Genomic DNA, 17139 nt, shown 5'->3' on the forward strand with positions numbered 1-17139 from the left:
ACTGTGGAATGAGCTCAAATATTAAATTGCTACTCTAAATTCTTTCCAGTTTCTTTTTCATTAAGTTGTTTGAAATTTTGACTACTCACAATCTTTTTGCCTGATTTTTGTTCTAAATCTTTTCGAGCTTTACCTGCAACGCTACCGCCATCTTTTGCTGCAATATGATTTTCTTCAAAGCCTTTTGCGTCTCTATTTTTAGCAATTTCTGTAGTTGAGGCTTCGCCTAGCATCGAAAAAATTAATTCCAAATCTGTCATGTGATCTCTCAAATTCTCCGTAGATTTTGTTAAACCTTTTAGCTTTTTATAATCACTAGGAATGATGCCAAAGGTTGCTTTACTTATTTCTGCTGTTAAAATGGAATATTCTCTACCTTCTTTCACACCTCTTTGTTTCCATTGGTTCGTAAGTTCATCGCGAACAATAATGCCTCGAATTCTTTTTTCTATCCATCCATCACTATATCCTTTGGCTTTATAAGTAGCTCTAATCCTGGCTTGAGCCAATTCTGGGTTTTCTATTTCTGCAATTCTTTCTGCACCAACTTGTGCCAGCCATTGCTTAAAAGGTTCTGCCTTTGGTGATGGTATGGATTGGATAAGACGTAAAAGTTGTTCTGTATTGGCAACGTCAGTCATTCTCATTTTTCCATCATCTGCTGACATTTTCAACTGTCCCAATTTATGGGACAGTTCACTTCCTTCACTCTTAAGCTTAGATTTTAAAGCATTCCAATATTTTCTTGCTCGGGTAGAATTTGTTAAAACCTCAATAACATCAATAATAGAGAAATACCATTTATTTTCCTCCTCATTCCAAGCAGAACGTACTTTTCTATCTTCAAATAATTTTAAGCTATTCATTTTAAAATTCTCATTAGTTTTTGATAAACAAAGGATGTTGTTTGATAAGGAGGAAGCTCTAAGATAAATAAACGCTTTTTAATAACTAAAAAATGTTACAAACAAAAAAAAGCAACCTTTTTCAAGATTGCTTTTGATTTAAAATTTCTAAATATTTATCGTAATTCTAAAGTCTGTGCTCTATCTGGCCCAACTGAAAGGAACTTAATTGGTACTTCTAATTCTTTTTCTAAGAATGCAATGTAATCATTCAATTTGGCTGGTATTTGATCAACAGAAGTAATTTTAGTCACATCTGTTGCCCAACCATCAATTGCTTTAAGCACAGGTTTTGGTTCGATGGAAATAATATCATAAGGCATATAATCGATCGTTTCGCCATCATATTCATAATGTGTACAAGCGTAAATGGTATCGAAAGTATCCAATACGTCAGCTTTCATCATAATCAATTCGGTAACACCGTTTAACATGATCGCATATTTTAATGCAGGAAGATCGATCCAGCCACAACGACGAGCACGCCCTGTTGTTGCGCCAAACTCATGTCCCAAGGCACGTAAGTTTTCACCAACTTCATTATCTAATTCAGTTGGGAATGGACCTCCGCCAACACGTGTACAATATGCTTTAAAAATGCCATAAACTGCACCAACTTTGTTAGGCGCAATACCTAGTCCGGTGCAAGCACCAGCAGTTGTGGTATTACTTGAGGTTACAAATGGATATGACCCAAAATCTACATCTAATAAGGTTCCTTGTGCGCCTTCTGCTAAAACCGCTTTTCCATCTTTCAGATAGCCATTTACAAAGTGCTCGCTATCTACATGAGGAATGCTTTTCAAGAATTCGATTGCTTCAAAGAATGATGCTTCTTTTTCTGCCAATTCATATTCAAAACCTTCGTAATGAGAAAGGATTTCAGTATGCTTTTCAACTAATTTTTGGTAACGCTCCTTAAAATCTGGAAGTGTGGTATCGCCAACACGTAAGCCGTTACGACCAGTTTTATCCATATAAGTTGGGCCTATACCTTTTAATGTCGAACCGATTTTATTTTTCCCCATACGTGCTTCGTTGGCAGCATCCAGCAATTGGTGGGTTGGCAAAATTAAGTGGGCTTTACGGGCGATAACCAATTTGCCTTCAGCAACTGGATCATGACCAGCTTTTTTTAAATTATCTAGCTCTCTTTTTAAAATGATTGGATCGATAACTACACCATTGCCAATAAGGTTCATGGTTTTTTCGTTGAAAATTCCAGATGGAATAGTATTTAAAACGAATTTTTTGCCATCGAACTCTAAAGTATGTCCGGCATTTGGGCCACCCTGAAAACGGGCAATGAGATCATATTTCGGACTAAGAACATCAACGATTTTTCCCTTTCCTTCATCGCCCCATTGTAGGCCGAGAAGTACATCTACTTGCGTCATTATTAAAAATTTAAGCTGGTTTTATTTTGTGGATTGATTTAATTCTAGTTTTGCTGCAGCAGCGGCATTTTCACTCACTTTTCTAGATACGCTGCAATCTGAGCAGAAACCATACATATTTAATGAATGGTGTTTAATGTCGAATTTCAGTAGATCGCCAACCATGGTTTGGATTTGGTGAACACGAGGATCGCAAAACTCTACCACTTTACCACATTCAATGCAGATGACGTGATCGTGTTGGCGGTAACCATAAGATTTTTCGAATTGCGCCATGTTTTTACCAAACTGGTGCTTGGTAACTAAATCGCAGGAAACCAATAATTCTAGGGTGTTATAAACCGTAGCACGACTTACGCGATACTTTTGGTTTTTCATGTGGATATAGAGAGTTTCTACATCAAAATGGTCGTTTCTGGAATATATTTCCTCCAATATGGCGAAACGCTCAGGTGTTTTACGTAGATTTTTGTTCTCTAAATAAGCCTCAAAAATCTTGCGAACGAGCTCATTTGTTTTTTGTTCTGACATAGTTTTTTAACTCCATTCAAAGGTATATAAATTGTTTGATTGTTATGCGATTAGATTGTTGAAATGTTGTAATAAGTCCGAGGTCGGAAGACGGGAGTCCGAAGATATAAGTTCTTAACCCAAAGTCTTAAGCTTATTGCAATTTGCTCATTAAACTCCTGACTTTCCAACTCTCTTTCGGTGCTATTAAACTTCGGACCTCTGACTCTCGACTTTCCAACTACCTATGCATCAAACCTCGTAACCCCTGTAACGCCTCTAACCTTTAATAAATTATTGATCAAGTTTTCTAAGTGTTCAGTATCATTAACAAAAATCATGATCGAACCATCAAAGATCCCCTCGTTAGTATCTACCGTTATTGAACGCATATTCACCTTAAAATCAGTCGAGATTACACGAGTGATGTTGTTGATTAAACCAACATCGTCAATACCAACAATGCGTAAACCGGTTAAAAAAGTAAGTTCTTGTTGTTTGTTCCACTTAGCCTTAACTACGCGATAACCGTAATTAGACATCAATTGAGTGGCGTTAGGGCAATTTGTACGGTGAATTTTAATCCCTTCACTCACGGTAACAAAACCGAAAACGTCATCGCCTGGAATTGGATTACAACAAGCCGCTAAAGTGTAATCTATTTTTTGTAAATCTTCACCAATCAGTAAAATATCCCCATCGGCATTTTTCATTTTACTTTTAACCATATCAACCGTTAAGTTTTCTGGTCGTTCTGGTCCACGCGATTCTACTTCTTTTTCAGTGTTTAGGTATTCCTTAATATCCTTAAGCTCTATTTTGCCTAGTGCTACATTTACAAATAACTCTTGTGTGGATGGAAGCTTAAAGAAGTAACTTAGTTTTTGTAGATTATCGGTATTGTAAGTAATTTTTAGTGATTTCAGTTTACGCTCCAGAATCTCTTTACCGTTATCGGCAATCTTACGTTTTTCTTCTTTAAGCGATGATTTAATCTTGGATTTTGCTTTCGCCGTTACCACAACATTTAACCAATCCTCCTTTGGAGTTTGTTTGTTTGAAGTGATAATTTCTACCTGATCTCCGTTTTGAAGTTTGTAAGAAATTGGCACCAATTTGTGGTTAACCTTGGCGCCAATACAGGTTGCACCAACGCCAGTATGAATTTCAAAAGCAAAATCAAGAGCAGTAGCTCCTAGTGGCAATTGAATTAATGCGCCTTTGGGTGTGAAAATGAAAATCTCATCAGAAAAAAGATTCATTTTGAAATCGTCTAAGAAATCCAATGCATTCGCCTCTGGATTGCTTAACATTTCCCTTACTTTCTGAATCCATTGATCCAAGCCATTATCATTGCTCGATTCCTTGTATTTCCAGTGCGCTGCAAAACCTTTCTCCGCAATTTCATTCATACGCTGTGTACGAATCTGAACCTCAACCCATTGTCCTCTTGGGCCCATTACTGTTGTGTGTAAGCTTTCGTAACCATTTCCCTTGGGCGATGAAACCCAATCGCGTAAACGATCTGGATTGGGGCGATATAAATCAGTTACAATTGAGTACGCTTTCCAGCAATCGGCTTTTTCATTTTCTGGTGCAGAATCCAAAATAATTCTAATGGCAAAAAGATCATAAACCTCTTCAAAAGGGATATTTTTCTTTTTCATTTTATTCCAAATGGAATGGATGGATTTTGGGCGACCATAAACATCGGCAACTAAACCTTGATCATGTACAATTTCATCAATAGGTTCCACAAACTTTTTGATGAACATTGCCCTTTCCGTCTTTTTCTCGTTTAGTTTTTTAGCAATAAACTTGTAAGTATCAGGGTCGAGATATTTCATAGAAAGATCTTCGAGTTCCGATTTTACAGCATACAAACCTAATCGATGAGCCAGAGGGGCATATAAGTAAATCGTTTCCGATGCAATTTTAAGCTGCTTGTGGCGAGGCATAAAATCCATCGTACGCATATTATGCAGGCGATCGGCAAGTTTGATTAAGATTACGCGAACATCATCAGCCAAAGTCAAGAGCATTTTACGGAAATTTTCCGCCTGTAAGGAGCTGTTGGTGTCGAAAACGCCTGAAATTTTGGTTAAGCCATCAATAATCTTTGCGGTTTTCTTGCCAAATTCACGTTCAATATCTTCTAGCGTAATGTCTGTGTCTTCAACTACATCATGCAGCAAAGCACAAACGATAGAAGTTGTTCCAAGGCCAATTTCCTCCGCTGCAATTTGTGCAACGGCAATTGGATGATAAATGTACGGTTCGCCAGATTTTCGGCGCATATCCTTATGGCTTTCCAGGGCCATATCGAAAGCCTTTCTAATCTCTTTCTTGTCTCCTTTTTGCAAAGTAGACTTGCTTGCACGTAATAATGCCCTATATCTTTTTAAAATTTCTTGCTTTTCCGCCTCTAAATCAATCACTAACTCTGTTTTCATTTGTATTTTTTGCGTAAAAATTTGCGTCTTATTTATGAATAAAACCTATATTAGGTTTGTGAAACACCTAATATATGAAATAACACCTAACTTTGTAAAAGTATAAATTTATGAATTTTAAAGGGCTTATCATTCTGTTTATTGTCACGATTTTTGGTGTTTCACTAAAAGCTCAGGAACCTGTTGCGCCTACTTTTCCAAAAATGGGTAAGTTGGATACCATTCGGGTAGCCTCTACAAATGATAATGGTGTAATGATTCCATGGATGCAGCTGCAAGAGGTTAATATTTTTGCTGCAAGAATTTGGAAGTCGCCCGCAGAGCAAGTTGCATTTAATCGCTTGCGTTACAATGTATTAAAAGTAATGCCATACGCCTTATTTGCAAAACGAAGATACGAACAACTAGAGCAAGATATTTCTCGTACACCAGAAAAGAAAGACCAGAAAAAGTTGGTTAAGCAATGTGATAATGAAATAAAGGACATGTTTAACCGCGAAATTAAAGATTTAACCATCACACAAGGACAAATTTTAACTAAACTTATTGATAGGGAAGTTGGGAGAACTACATACGATATTGTTAAACAAACCAAAGGCGGTTTTGCGGCATTTTCCTATCAAATTGTTGCCCGTGTTGTTGGCCATAATTTAAAAAGCACTTACGATCCAAATCAGGATAGAGATATTGAATCCATTATCCGAACTTCAGGATTTTATCAATAAATCTAATGCAAGAAAGCATTCCGAATATTTATTCGTTCAAGGTTAAGAAAATTAATGGCGAAGATCAGCCGTTATCTGCTTATAGAAACAAAGTTATTTTAATTGTAAATACAGCTTCAGAATGTGGATTTACGCCGCAACTGAAAGAATTACAACAATTGAAAGATGAAATCAACCATCCAGATTTTGAGATTTTAGGTTTTCCTACCAATGATTTTGGTAAGCAAGAGCCTCTAAATGGTTCTGATATCGCTTCTTTCTGTGAAATAAATCACGGCGTGAAATTTCCTGTTTTTGATAAAATTATGGTTCGTGGCGAACATGCCCATCCACTTTATCAATTCTTGAGCGATAAAAAACAGAATGCTAAATTAAACTCAAAGCCTCGATGGAATTTTCACAAATACCTAGTGAACAAAAAAGGTGAATTGGTAGATTATTATTTGCCTTTTACCAAGCCTTTAAGCTCAAAAATTAAAAAGACAATTCAGCGCCTGCTGAATGAAAATGCCCAATAATACCATGAAATTAGATATTTTAGTGATAGCCGTTCATCCTGATGATGCAGAACTTTGCTGCTCAGGAACCATTTTAAAGCACATTGCCTTAGGTAAAAAAGTAGGTATTGTAGAATTAACCCGAGGAGAATTAGGTACCCGTGGTACTGCAGAAACCCGTGATGAGGAAGCTTTAGATTCTGCTAAAATTTTAGGTTTGCATGCTCGTGAGAACCTCAGAATGCGTGATGGTTTCTTTCAGAACGATGAGTTTCACCGTTTGGAAGTAATCAAAATGATCAGAAAATATCAACCAGAAATTATTTTAAGTAATGCGCTCGAAGATCGTCACCCTGATCATGGTAGGGCTGGCGATTTAGTTTATGATGCTGTTTTTCTTTCTGGCTTGCCTAAAATAGAAACTGAAATGGATGGAGAAAAACAAGTAGCTCACCGTCCGCGTTTATTGCTGCAATACATTCAAGATCGATATTTAAAGCCAGATATTATCGTTGATATTTCCGACCACATGGATAAAAAAATTGAATCGATTAAGGCTTTTAAAACCCAATTTTATAATCCAAATGTAGATGGTTTACAGACTTATATCTCATCTCCGGAGTTTTTTGAAACCATTGCAGGTCGTTCCAGAGAATTTGGTAAAAGTATTGGCGCTACTTTCGGCGAGGGTTTTACTTCGAGAAAATTGTTAGGTGTTGATAATTTGTTCGATTTGAGGTAATTCCGATTGAGTTAACCGCAAAGAAAAAGAAGTACTTCGCAAAGGACGCAAAGCTGGGAGGTTATTTTTTAGTTTTAATTTATTTAACCGCAAAGAAAAGGAAGTTTTTCGCAAAGGGCGCCCAGCTAATCGATTAACTAAGCTAATTTTTATTTTTCTTTGCGTAAAACTTTGCGCCCTTTGCGGTTAAAACCGCCACGCCCAACAAAACCGCCACTCGTTTGTTACTCTAAAAACGAATAATAATGGCGAATATATTCTCTTCACTCAAAAACGCATATAACCTCTTTAAACATGTAGATTTCGATAAGTTAGAAGCTTTATCAAAAAAGGTCGATTTACCGAAAATAGTCGAAACCATTTCTAGCTTGGATGATAAACAAATCCAAGGCATGATGAAAATGATGGGAGGTGGTTCTGGGAAAAAGAAAGAACTTCCGCCAATTGAGGGCGATTTTTACCATTTGGGCGATGAGGCGCTTAAAGATGAAGATCGAGAATTACAGTTAAAAGTTAGGGCTTTTCTAGAGAAAGAAGTTAAACCAATCGTTAATCATTATTGGAACAAGGCAGAATTTCCTTTCGAAATTATTCCCAAACTTGCTGAGTTAAATATCTGTGGATTAACCTACAAAGGTTATGGTTGTCCGGGGAAATCAAATTTAATGGAAGGGATTTTAGCCATGGAAATGGCTAGAATAGATACTTCAATCTCTACTTTTTTCGGTGTGCAAAGTGGTTTGGCCATGGGGTCTATTTATTTATGCGGTTCAGAGGAACAGAAACAGCAATGGCTGCCTTTAATGCAACAATTCAAGATTATTGGTGCTTTCGGCTTAACTGAACCCGAAGTTGGTTCTGCGGCTGCTGGTGGCTTAACCACAACCTGTAAAAAGATTGACGGAAAATGGATCTTAAATGGTCAGAAGAAGTGGATTGGCAACGCCACATTTGCTGATATATTAATCATTTGGGCTAGAGAAGAAGAAAGTGGCGATGTAAAAGGTTTCATCATCAAAAAAGACAATCCTGGTTTTGCGGTAGAAAAAATGCAGGATAAAATGGCCTTGCGAATTGTTCAAAATGGTATTATTACGTTAACCAATTGTGAAGTTGAGGAAGCGGACAGGTTACAAAATGCCAATACATTTAAGGATACAGCAAAGGTTTTACAAATGACGAGAGCAGGAGTGGCGTGGCAGGCTGTTGGTTGTGCTCGTGGCGCTTATGAAAATGCTTTGGATTATACCAGAACGCGTAAGCAGTTTGGGAAACCAATTGCATCTTTTCAACTAATTCAAAATCATTTGGTGGATATGCTCTCGAATTTAACCGCAATGCAAACGCTGTGTTTTCGTTTATCTCAGTTGCAAGATCAAGGTTTGTTGAAAGATGAACATGCTTCTTTAGCAAAAGTTTTCTGCTCATCTCGAACCAGAGATGTAGTTAGCAGTGCTCGAGAAGTAATGGGTGGAAACGGAATTTTACTCGAATATAATGTCGCTCGCTTTGTTGCTGATGCGGAAGCAATTTATTCTTACGAAGGGACGAAAGAAATCAATACGTTAATTGTTGGTAGAGCAATTACTGGGTTTTCAGCCTTTGTATAATCAACATACGAAGTTTAGTAGGACAGAGCAATGGAGAACTTCGTCAGTTTTTTAGAATTAACTTACGAAGTTTAGTTGGGCAGAGCGATAGAAAACTTCGTCAGTTTCATATACATTTTTTTGGAAATGAACGTCAGTATCTCATGGCTGCTCCAGTCCTGCCATTCGCTATAGTCCCGATGAAATATCGGGAGCTGCCGCTTTTGTCGGGTTTAATAACGCAAGCCAGATTTTCAAACATTAGTTGCTTATGAAAGGCTTTTGTACACAGAATGTTGTTTATAAACCCGATTGAAAGGATGCCAATTTTCTTCTAATTGGCAGGAGGGAAAGCGGGGCTGATGATGCCAAGAGAGCCGAACCAATCATTTCCAAAAAAAAAATAGGATTTTAAAAAGGGTACTTGTTAAATGCCACCTGACTCATGGCGCTTTTTTCAAACAAAGCGATGCATGATTTATTAAACTGAGGATCGAAGTTTACCTCTCCAGGATGCAATGTATTGGGAATATTTTTGCTTTCCATGAAGAAGTAAACTTTGGTGTTTCCATACTTGGTATGGGGCATTAAATTGCCGTAATCTTCCATTTCTTTCCATACAGAATCTTTAACAGTTACCACATAAATTCGTTGTACGGGGCCTGTGTTATTGGCATTTCTATATTTTACTATTTCTTTGAAACCAGCTTTCATATCAGCTACACCAGGTTGATTTAGCGTATCTTTTATCATAAAGAATATTAAAATTAATATTCCTAAAACGGCAACATAAAACAGAAATTTCTTCTTCATGCCTACAATAAAGGCAATATTTTTTCCATAACTGTCAACCCCTCGTCAATATGTTTTTGCTCAATGCAAAGTGCCGGGCGGAAGCGAATTGTTTTCTCTCCGCAGCCTAAAAACATCACATTATTTTCTAGTCCCTTGCCAATAAACGTGTTGCGCATTTCTTTTGTCGGGAAGTCGAACGAGCATAATAAGCCTCGTCCACGTACATTACTCATTTTATCGAATTTTTGAGCAAACTTATCCAGATTTCCCTTTAAGTATTCGCCAATTTTGGTTGCATTATCGCAAAGGTTATCTTCTTCTAAAATTTGCAGAATCTGTGTAGATCGCACCATATCCACTAAATTCCCTCCCCAAGTAGAATTTATCCGACTCGGAACCTTAAAAACGTTCGTTTCTATTTCATCAACTTTTTTGCCTACAAGAATTCCGCATACTTGCATTTTCTTGCCAAATGCTACAATATCTGGCTGGGCTTTTTCGCTGAAATGTTGGTGACACCAAAACTTTCCGGTTAAACCAACGCCGGTTTGTACTTCATCATAAATTAGAAAAGCTTCGTTCTCATCAGCCAAAGCTTTTACTTGAATTAAAAATTCCTCACGCAAGTGGTTATCGCCACCTTCAGATTGAATTGGCTCGATAATAATGGCACAGATCTCATCTTTATTATGGGCAAAAGCTTGTTTAATTTGAGCGATTGATATTTCTTCTGTTTGAATCGCATGGTTCAAATTATCGCCAGACAGCGGGAATTTTACTTCGGGAATAGAAACCCTTGGCCAATCGAATTTAGCAAACCACTTGGTTTTGTCGGGCAGAGTATTGGTTAAACTTAAGGTATAGCCCGTTCTTCCGTGAAAAGCCCTTTCAAAGTGAAGCACTTTAAAGCCCTTTTCTTCTTTATAACCTTTGGCAAAGTTTTTCTGTACTTTCCAATCCATGGCCACTTTAATAGCATTTTCCACAGCCAAGCCGCCACCTGCAATAAAAAAAGCATGAGGTAAATAATCGGGAATACCGATTTTAGAAAAGGTTTCTAAGAATTGGGCATATTGTTGTGTATAAACATCAGAGTTTGATGGGTTTGCCATTGCCGCTTGCAGCAAGCTTTTTTTAAAGGCCTCATCGTTAATCATTTTCGGGTGATTATAACCCAAGGGAACTGAAGCAAAACAAGTGAAAAAATCGAGTAAGGTTCTGTTGTATTTCGAATCGTAAATATAAGCTCCGCGACTTTTCTCCATATCATAGGTAAGGTCGAAGCCATCGGCCAAAATATGCTTACTTAGAGATTCGTTAACGCGATCGGCTGGTACTGTTAATTGGTACATAAACTTGATTTTGGTATAAATCAAATTTAGTTAAATGTGCCTAAAATCAAAATTTAAGCACTTTTTCTATGTTTTATACAAAAAATAGGTTTAAACTGTTTAAAGTATGATTATAGACAAAAACGCCATTTAGACTTCTTGATTGTGGAAAACTTTTTTGGCGAAATACCATAAAACATAGTGTTAAAACTGAAAACATTTTGGGTTTTCTTTTTTTTCTGGCTACAATACTTACCGAAAAATTAAGCACTTGATAACCAAACAATGGGTTCTACATCATAGGTTTTATTGATCTTCCTCATGGTATATTGGCTTGAGATTGGCAAACTTTGCGCTATATAATTGAAACGATGAAAACATTACTTATAGCGACCGATTTTTCGGAAAGTGCAAGCCGAGCCGCGGCATATGCCTGCAAATTTGCTGCTCAGGTGGGAGCAAATGTAGAGCTGATTCATGCTTCATCTGCAGATGCTGATTCTCCATTACAGATAATTTGGCCAATTGAAGATGAACAAACCCTGATTAGTCACAATGAAACACTTTTGGAAAAATTTTCTGATAAACTCCAAAACGATCTTTTTGCATCTTACGAGGTTAAGGAGAATATCCCGAAGATTAAGATTAAGTCTGCCTTTGGGGATGTTAGTGACATTTTAAGGGAAACTTTTCTGTTGGAGAATATAGGAATGGTTGTTCTTGGTCTATCTGGAAATGGTGATATGAAACGTTTAATTCAAGGCAGTTGCAGCAGGGATAGTATCGATTTTGCAGAATATCCACTCCTGCTAGTTCCAAAAGGTGCAGATTTTGTTCCGATCAAAAAGATTGCCTTTGCAACAGATTTGAAAACAAGCGATATGGAAATTATTCAATTATTGGCCTTACTTGCAGCTAAGCTAAACGCCGAACTGTTGATCGTTCATGTGATTGTTAATCGTGAAGATAAAATGTTGCTCCATCGAATTGATTCTTTTATGAAAGAACTTAAATCGAAAGTTAACTACAATAAAATGTATTATAAAAATGTGTATCAACCTAAAATAGAAGACGGCCTGAATTGGTTGAGCCATCATGAAGATATCGATGTATTAGCTGTTATTCATCGAAAACATAGTTTAGTATCGGATATTTTGCATGCCAGCTATTCTCACAAAATGGCTAGACAGACTAATCTTCCTCTAATCGTTGTGCCAGAGGGCTACAAAGGCATGCTATTTTAATTCAAAAATTACTGCAGGGTTTTTAATTTTTCATATTGAAAAGCCCCTGATGATTAAGTACAGTTATTTTTGTTCCAATTCTATCTATGAGGAGCTCGTCCTTAAAATCTGATAGGGTGCGGCTTACCGTTTCAGTAGCCATGCATGCCATTGCGGCAAGGTCTTCTCTGGAGATATTTATTAAATTATCATCTATATTTTGCTGTCCATACAAACGTAGTAACGTAGCGGCCATTTTCTTTCTAACTGAATGATAGGCAAGCTCCAATAGCTGCTCTTCCTTTGCCCGATTGTCTTTGGAGAGCAAATGAATAAATTTTCTGGCTACCTCTGGGTATAGGTTAAGTATAGTTTCCATTTGATCTAATGGGATGAGGCAAACCTTGCTGTCCTCTAATGCTGTCGCTGTATCAGCGTAAGAACTATCACTTAATACCGCGTTAATTCCCAAATAGTCGCCTTTGCCGTAAATCCCAGTCATTAGTTCTCTGCCATCCTTGGCTAGTTTTATCGTTTTAATTCTTCCATTTGTTACCAGATAAAGTCCTTTGCCGTAATCGTCTTCATAATAAATGACTTGATTCTTTTTAAAATCCCTACTTTTCTTTTCTTCAATAATCTTATTAAATTCAGCAAGCCCGTCTATTTTCTCTACCAATACTTTAAACTCTTCAGTTTTGCTATGATAGGAAAGATCATTTGCTGCTTTCTTTTTTAAACGGATCTCAATGGCATTTAGCAGTTCCATATCATCAAAAGGCTTAACTAAATAATCATCTGCACCCAATTCCATACCTTTTCGAAGATCGGCATATTCTGCCTTTGCGGTAAGAAAAATAAATGGAATTCCTATCGTCTGCTCATTCCTATTAAGCATATACAATACACCATATCCATCAAGTTCGGGCATCATAATATCACAAAGTATGATATCTGGAACATGGGTGATCGCCAAATCTACCCCAATTTTGCCGTTTTCAGCCTCAAATACTGTGTACTGGGCCATTTCGAGAATTTCAACCAGGTTTTCACGAATCTCATCATGATCTTCAATTATCAATACTTTTTTGCTCATGGTTGTTTTTTTGTGGGAATGTAAGTGTAAATATTGTTCCCCTGTTTACTCTGCTCTTAAAACTAATATGCCCATTCATTAGTCCTGTATATCGAGATAATATACTTAATCCTAATCCATTACCAGATATGTTGCCGGTGTTGTGCGCCCTAAAAAACGCTTCAAATAGATGCTTATGATCACTTTCGGGGATGCCAATCCCATCATCGCAAATCCTAATGGTACAATTATGGTCGTTTATCTTGGTGTAAAACTGAATCTGACTATCATCTCCTGAATATTTTATTGCGTTATCTATCAAGATGATTATACAGTTTTTCAGTAGATTTTGATCGAGTGTTACCTTTTGATTCGTACCCCTATGTTTAAAGATAATTTGTTGTTTCCCCCTCAACACCACCTGCATTTCGCCAGTAATTTCTTCTGCCATCTCTGATAGGTTAAAATGGCTTAATGATGGTTTAACCATGCCACTGTCCAATTTTTCCAGAGATAAAAAATCATTTAAGATCGCAGTGATATTAAGCACGGCATCCTTGATTTTGCCTACATGCTTTCCGATGTTTTTTTGATCAAGTGATTCCGAATATCGTTCAATTAAGGATGCAGATAACTGAACTAAGCTCAATGGCGTCCTAAACTCATGTGAAGCAATGGAGACAAATCTGCTTTTCAACTGACCGAACTCCTTTTCTTTCTCAAGCGATAGGTTTAGGTCTACCTGTGTGCGCTTTAAAGCATCAACGCTCATTCTCAAGGAATGAGTCCTTTCCTCAACCTGCGTTTCCAATTGCGCCGCATAGTCAAGTAATTTTCCTTCAGCCTCTTTCTCTCTGGTCAAATCGTGAATAAAACCAGCATAAACTATTCTTCCTGAGTACTTAACCTCACTTACGCCCAAACGAAATGGAAAATAACTTCCATTTTTTTTCATTCCAATTAACTCTCGGCCAATTCCAATAATATTTGCCTTTCCAGTTTCCCTGTGATTGAGGAGATGTTGGTCATGGTTAGATTTATCTGGTTGCGGCATCAGAATGGATATGTTTTCGCCGATAACCTCCTCTGCAGGATAGTCAAATAACCGGCAAGCGGCGGGGTTGATTGATTCTACTATACCTTGGTCATCAATCGTGATCAGTCCGTCTATTGCATTGTCAATAATTGCCTTTAGCAATACGGCATTTTCCATAAATAATTGATTAACAGCTAAATGTTCTACCTATATTAATAGAACGATCTCTGAGGGCTATTGTTTTGATTTTATTCTTTTAAGGAATATTGGCGCTAGCAAGGTAGTCATTCAAAAATGGAAAACAGTTTATTATTCATGATGAGCATCATCAACTTAAGATAGTACTATCATTTCTAACTAAGGTTGGGATGGTACTTTTGCTATATGTAAAGTCACTAGCAAATGTTCCATGCTAAATCCAAAACACCATGCAAGAAATTTTAGAAGCAGAAATCAATAAAATACATCAATATTGGCAGGCGGTAAATTACTTATCTGCAGGTCAGATTTATTTACAAGCTAATCCATTATTGCGTAAACCACTCACAGCAGAAGATATAAAACCAAGACTACTTGGCCATTGGGGTACTTCTCCCGGTTTAAATCTTATTTATGTCCATTTAAATCGGTTGATAAAGGATACCGATGCAGATATTTTATACGTATGCGGACCTGGCCACGGGGCTCCAGCTGTGCTGGCACATACTTACTTGGAGGGTACATATACCGAGCTTTTCCCTGAAATAACTATGGATGAGGAAGGCATGCTTAAGTTTTTTCGGCAGTTCTCAACCCCAGGAGGAATTCCTAGTCATGTGAGTGCGCACACACCAGGCTCGATTAATGAGGGTGGTGAATTGGGTTATTCCCTTATGCATGCTTTCGGGGCAGTTTTCGATCATCCGAACCTGATTGCCGCATGTGTGATTGGTGATGGAGAGGCAGAAACAGGTCCTCTTGCAGCAAGCTGGAATTCAGTTGCATTTTTAAATCCTGCTAGAGATGGTGCTGTTTTACCAATACTTCATCTAAACGGATACAAAATAGCAAGCCCAACCATATTTTCCCGGATGGATGATACGGCCTTAAGCGAACTTTTTAAAGGCTATGGATATGAGGTATTTTTCGTTGAGGGTGAGCACCCACATAACGTTCACCGCCAAATGTCTTCCACTTTGGATATCGTGTATGATAAGATCAGAAAAATACAATACAACGCCCGGGCAGAAGGCATGATCCATCAAAGAAAATGGCCAATGATTATCTTAAGAACACCTAAGGGCTGGACGGGCCCAAAATCCTGGAACAATCTGCCCATCGAAGGATCCTTTCGCTCGCATCAGGTTCCATTGGCTGGAGTTAAGGAGAACCCTGAGAAATTGCAAGCCCTTGAGGCATGGATGCGCAGCTATGAACCAGAGCAGCTCTTCGACGAGCATGGTACGCTAAACCCCGAACTCCGTAGTATTTCACCTGTCGGCAATAAAAGAATGAGCGCTTCACCTTATGCAAATGGAGGCGTATTGTTAAGGGAACTTATTTTGCCAGACTTCAAAAACTATGGTATCAAGGTATCCCACCCGGGCACAATCGCAGCTGAAAGTACCAGAAATTTAGGTAAGTTTTTGCGTGAGATATTCACGCTGAATGCGGACAATAAGAACTTTAGGTTGTTCTGTCCAGATGAAACGAATTCCAATAGGTTAGAGGCTGTATTTCAGGTAACTAATCGATGCTTTATGGAAAAAATAATCGATACAGATGATAAGTTATCTCCAGATGGAAGGGTAATGGAAGTTTTGAGTGAACACCTTTGCGAAGGTTGGCTTGAAGGTTACTTATTAACGGGTAGACATGGTCTATTTCCATGTTATGAAGCTTTTGTAACCATTGTAGATTCTATGGTTAGCCAACATGCAAAATGGCTGAAGACTACTCAGGAAATTCCGTGGCGCAAACCAATAGCCTCACTTAACTACTTATTAACCTCTCATGTATGGAGACAAGATAACAATGGTTATAGTCATCAGGGGCCAGGTTTTATTGATACAGTGGTCAATAAAAAAAGCAGTGTGATCAGAATCTATTTACCACCTGATGCCAATACCCTGCTTTCGGTTATGGATCATTGTTTAAGAAGCAAAAACTATATTAATGTTGTTATTGCCGGGAAACAGCCTGAATTGCAATGGTTAGGGATGGAAGAAGCTGTAGCGCATTGTGAAAAAGGAGCATCCATTTGGGAATGGGCCGGAAATGAAGTTGGAGTACCGGAGGTTATCTTAGCCTGCGCCGGAGATGTGCCAACCCAAGAAACCATCGCTGCGGCGGAAATTCTTCGTACGCAGCTACCTGAGCTTCAGGTACGAGTTGTTAATGTGGTTGATTTAATGTCTCTTTCTCCGAGAGCGTATCATGCACATGGTTTAAGTGATGAATATTTTGAAGACCTATTTACCAATGCTGCCCCTGTAATTTTTGCATTCCATGGTTATGTCCGTATCATTCATGACCTGGTTCATGGTAGGCCAGACCCGGCACGGTTCCATGTTCAAGGATTTATGGAAGAAGGTACAACCACCACACCATTCGATATGGTGGTATTAAATCAGATGAGTCGCCATCATCTAGCCATAGAAGCGGTTAAGCGTATTCCCCGGTTACAGCAGCAGGCTGATGAATTCATCCGCTTTTGTGAGGATAAGTTAAACAGCCACAAGGAATACATAAGTGTCCATCTTGATGATATGCCAGAGATAAAAAACTGGCGATTAAAGAGGGTCAGATAATTCATTTTGCCTGATTATATAGGGAAATAAATAAAAATATGATGTTGAGAAAAAGCGTATTTGGCCCATTAA

Annotated in this window: 14 protein-coding genes; 6 read left to right on the plus strand and 8 right to left on the minus strand. The window is 37.9% G+C overall.

Annotation, left to right across the window (positions count from 1 at the left end; translation table 11 throughout):
* Positions 1–29 precede the first annotated feature (29 nt).
* The 4 genes from EZ449_RS17310 to EZ449_RS17325 form a co-directional block, all read right to left on the minus strand.
* Positions 30–866, minus strand: a complete 837-nt coding sequence (locus tag EZ449_RS17310) for a BRO-N domain-containing protein (RefSeq protein WP_131561194.1) — start codon at positions 864–866, stop codon at positions 30–32.
* A 155-nt stretch (positions 867–1021) separates the two neighbouring features.
* Positions 1022–2302 (minus strand): adenylosuccinate synthase, encoded by a 1281-nt coding sequence (locus EZ449_RS17315; RefSeq protein ID WP_131561196.1) that lies wholly within the window; start codon positions 2300–2302, stop codon positions 1022–1024.
* Between the two features lie 21 nt (positions 2303–2323).
* Complete coding sequence (locus tag EZ449_RS17320) at positions 2324–2833, minus strand: Fur family transcriptional regulator (RefSeq protein ID WP_131561198.1); 510 nt, start codon at positions 2831–2833, stop codon at positions 2324–2326.
* Between the two features lie 224 nt (positions 2834–3057).
* On the minus strand, positions 3058–5265 hold the full coding sequence (locus EZ449_RS17325; protein ID WP_131561200.1) for a RelA/SpoT family protein: 2208 nt from the start codon (positions 5263–5265) through the stop codon (positions 3058–3060).
* Between the two features lie 110 nt (positions 5266–5375).
* Here EZ449_RS17325 and EZ449_RS17330 point away from each other — a divergent pair, with 110 nt between their 5' ends.
* The 4 genes from EZ449_RS17330 (at position 5376) to EZ449_RS17345 (ending at position 8839) form a co-directional block, all read left to right on the plus strand.
* Positions 5376–5990 carry a DUF4294 domain-containing protein gene (locus EZ449_RS17330; RefSeq protein ID WP_131561202.1) on the plus strand — a complete coding sequence of 205 codons (615 nt, stop codon included), beginning with the start codon at positions 5376–5378 and terminating at the stop codon, positions 5988–5990.
* A gap of 5 nt (positions 5991–5995) precedes the next feature.
* Complete coding sequence (locus EZ449_RS17335) at positions 5996–6508, plus strand: glutathione peroxidase (RefSeq protein ID WP_131561204.1); 513 nt, start codon at positions 5996–5998, stop codon at positions 6506–6508.
* Between the two features lie 4 nt (positions 6509–6512).
* Positions 6513–7229, plus strand: coding sequence for a bacillithiol biosynthesis deacetylase BshB1 (bshB1, locus tag EZ449_RS17340; RefSeq protein ID WP_131561206.1), 717 nt, complete (start codon positions 6513–6515; stop codon positions 7227–7229).
* 245 nt (positions 7230–7474) lie between these two features.
* Positions 7475–8839: an acyl-CoA dehydrogenase family protein gene (locus tag EZ449_RS17345; protein ID WP_131561208.1), complete on the plus strand. Its 1365-nt coding sequence runs from the start codon at positions 7475–7477 to the stop codon at positions 8837–8839.
* 390 nt (positions 8840–9229) lie between these two features.
* Here EZ449_RS17345 and EZ449_RS17350 read toward each other — a convergent pair whose 3' ends face one another.
* Complete coding sequence (locus tag EZ449_RS17350; RefSeq protein ID WP_131561210.1) at positions 9230–9631, minus strand: hypothetical protein; 402 nt, start codon at positions 9629–9631, stop codon at positions 9230–9232.
* A gap of 2 nt (positions 9632–9633) precedes the next feature.
* Positions 9634–10965: an L-lysine 6-transaminase gene (gene lat, locus EZ449_RS17355; protein WP_131561212.1), complete on the minus strand. Its 1332-nt coding sequence runs from the start codon at positions 10963–10965 to the stop codon at positions 9634–9636.
* A gap of 350 nt (positions 10966–11315) precedes the next feature.
* Between lat and EZ449_RS17360 the strand changes: the two genes are divergently transcribed.
* The gene (locus EZ449_RS17360) at positions 11316–12188 is read left to right on the plus strand and encodes a universal stress protein (RefSeq protein WP_131561214.1); all 873 of its coding nucleotides are present in this window, start codon (positions 11316–11318) and stop codon (positions 12186–12188) included.
* A 22-nt stretch (positions 12189–12210) separates the two neighbouring features.
* Here EZ449_RS17360 and EZ449_RS17365 read toward each other — a convergent pair whose 3' ends face one another.
* Complete coding sequence (locus EZ449_RS17365; RefSeq protein ID WP_131561216.1) at positions 12211–13263, minus strand: response regulator; 1053 nt, start codon at positions 13261–13263, stop codon at positions 12211–12213.
* Positions 13238–14455, minus strand: a complete 1218-nt coding sequence (locus EZ449_RS17370; protein ID WP_131561218.1) for a PAS domain-containing sensor histidine kinase — start codon at positions 14453–14455, stop codon at positions 13238–13240. The genes EZ449_RS17365 and EZ449_RS17370 overlap by 26 nt, the downstream gene beginning before the upstream one ends.
* A gap of 251 nt (positions 14456–14706) precedes the next feature.
* Here EZ449_RS17370 and EZ449_RS17375 point away from each other — a divergent pair, with 251 nt between their 5' ends.
* Positions 14707–17067 (plus strand): phosphoketolase family protein, encoded by a 2361-nt coding sequence (locus EZ449_RS17375; RefSeq protein ID WP_131561220.1) that lies wholly within the window; start codon positions 14707–14709, stop codon positions 17065–17067.
* Positions 17068–17139 lie beyond the last annotated feature (72 nt).

This window comes from Pedobacter frigidisoli (assembly GCF_004331675.1).
In the GTDB taxonomy this organism is placed as follows: Bacteria; Bacteroidota; Bacteroidia; order Sphingobacteriales; family Sphingobacteriaceae; genus Pedobacter; species Pedobacter frigidisoli.

Bases quoted from the DNA above. Each gene is read 5' to 3' on its own strand.
- EZ449_RS17310 (WP_131561194.1), bottom strand. From the start codon at position 866: ATGAATAGCTTAAAATTATTTGAAGATAGAAAAGTACGTTCTGCTTGG.
- EZ449_RS17315 (WP_131561196.1), bottom strand. From the start codon at position 2,302: ATGACGCAAGTAGATGTACTTCTCGGCCTACAATGGGGCGATGAAGGA.
- EZ449_RS17320 (WP_131561198.1), bottom strand. From the start codon at position 2,833: ATGTCAGAACAAAAAACAAATGAGCTCGTTCGCAAGATTTTTGAGGCT.
- EZ449_RS17325 (WP_131561200.1), bottom strand. From the start codon at position 5,265: ATGAAAACAGAGTTAGTGATTGATTTAGAGGCGGAAAAGCAAGAAATT.
- EZ449_RS17330 (WP_131561202.1), top strand. From the start codon at position 5,376: ATGAATTTTAAAGGGCTTATCATTCTGTTTATTGTCACGATTTTTGGT.
- EZ449_RS17335 (WP_131561204.1), top strand. From the start codon at position 5,996: ATGCAAGAAAGCATTCCGAATATTTATTCGTTCAAGGTTAAGAAAATT.
- bshB1 (WP_131561206.1), top strand. From the start codon at position 6,513: ATGAAATTAGATATTTTAGTGATAGCCGTTCATCCTGATGATGCAGAA.
- EZ449_RS17345 (WP_131561208.1), top strand. From the start codon at position 7,475: ATGGCGAATATATTCTCTTCACTCAAAAACGCATATAACCTCTTTAAA.
- EZ449_RS17350 (WP_131561210.1), bottom strand. From the start codon at position 9,631: ATGAAGAAGAAATTTCTGTTTTATGTTGCCGTTTTAGGAATATTAATT.
- lat (WP_131561212.1), bottom strand. From the start codon at position 10,965: ATGTACCAATTAACAGTACCAGCCGATCGCGTTAACGAATCTCTAAGT.
- EZ449_RS17360 (WP_131561214.1), top strand. From the start codon at position 11,316: ATGAAAACATTACTTATAGCGACCGATTTTTCGGAAAGTGCAAGCCGA.
- EZ449_RS17365 (WP_131561216.1), bottom strand. From the start codon at position 13,263: ATGAGCAAAAAAGTATTGATAATTGAAGATCATGATGAGATTCGTGAA.
- EZ449_RS17370 (WP_131561218.1), bottom strand. From the start codon at position 14,455: ATGGAAAATGCCGTATTGCTAAAGGCAATTATTGACAATGCAATAGAC.
- EZ449_RS17375 (WP_131561220.1), top strand. From the start codon at position 14,707: ATGCAAGAAATTTTAGAAGCAGAAATCAATAAAATACATCAATATTGG.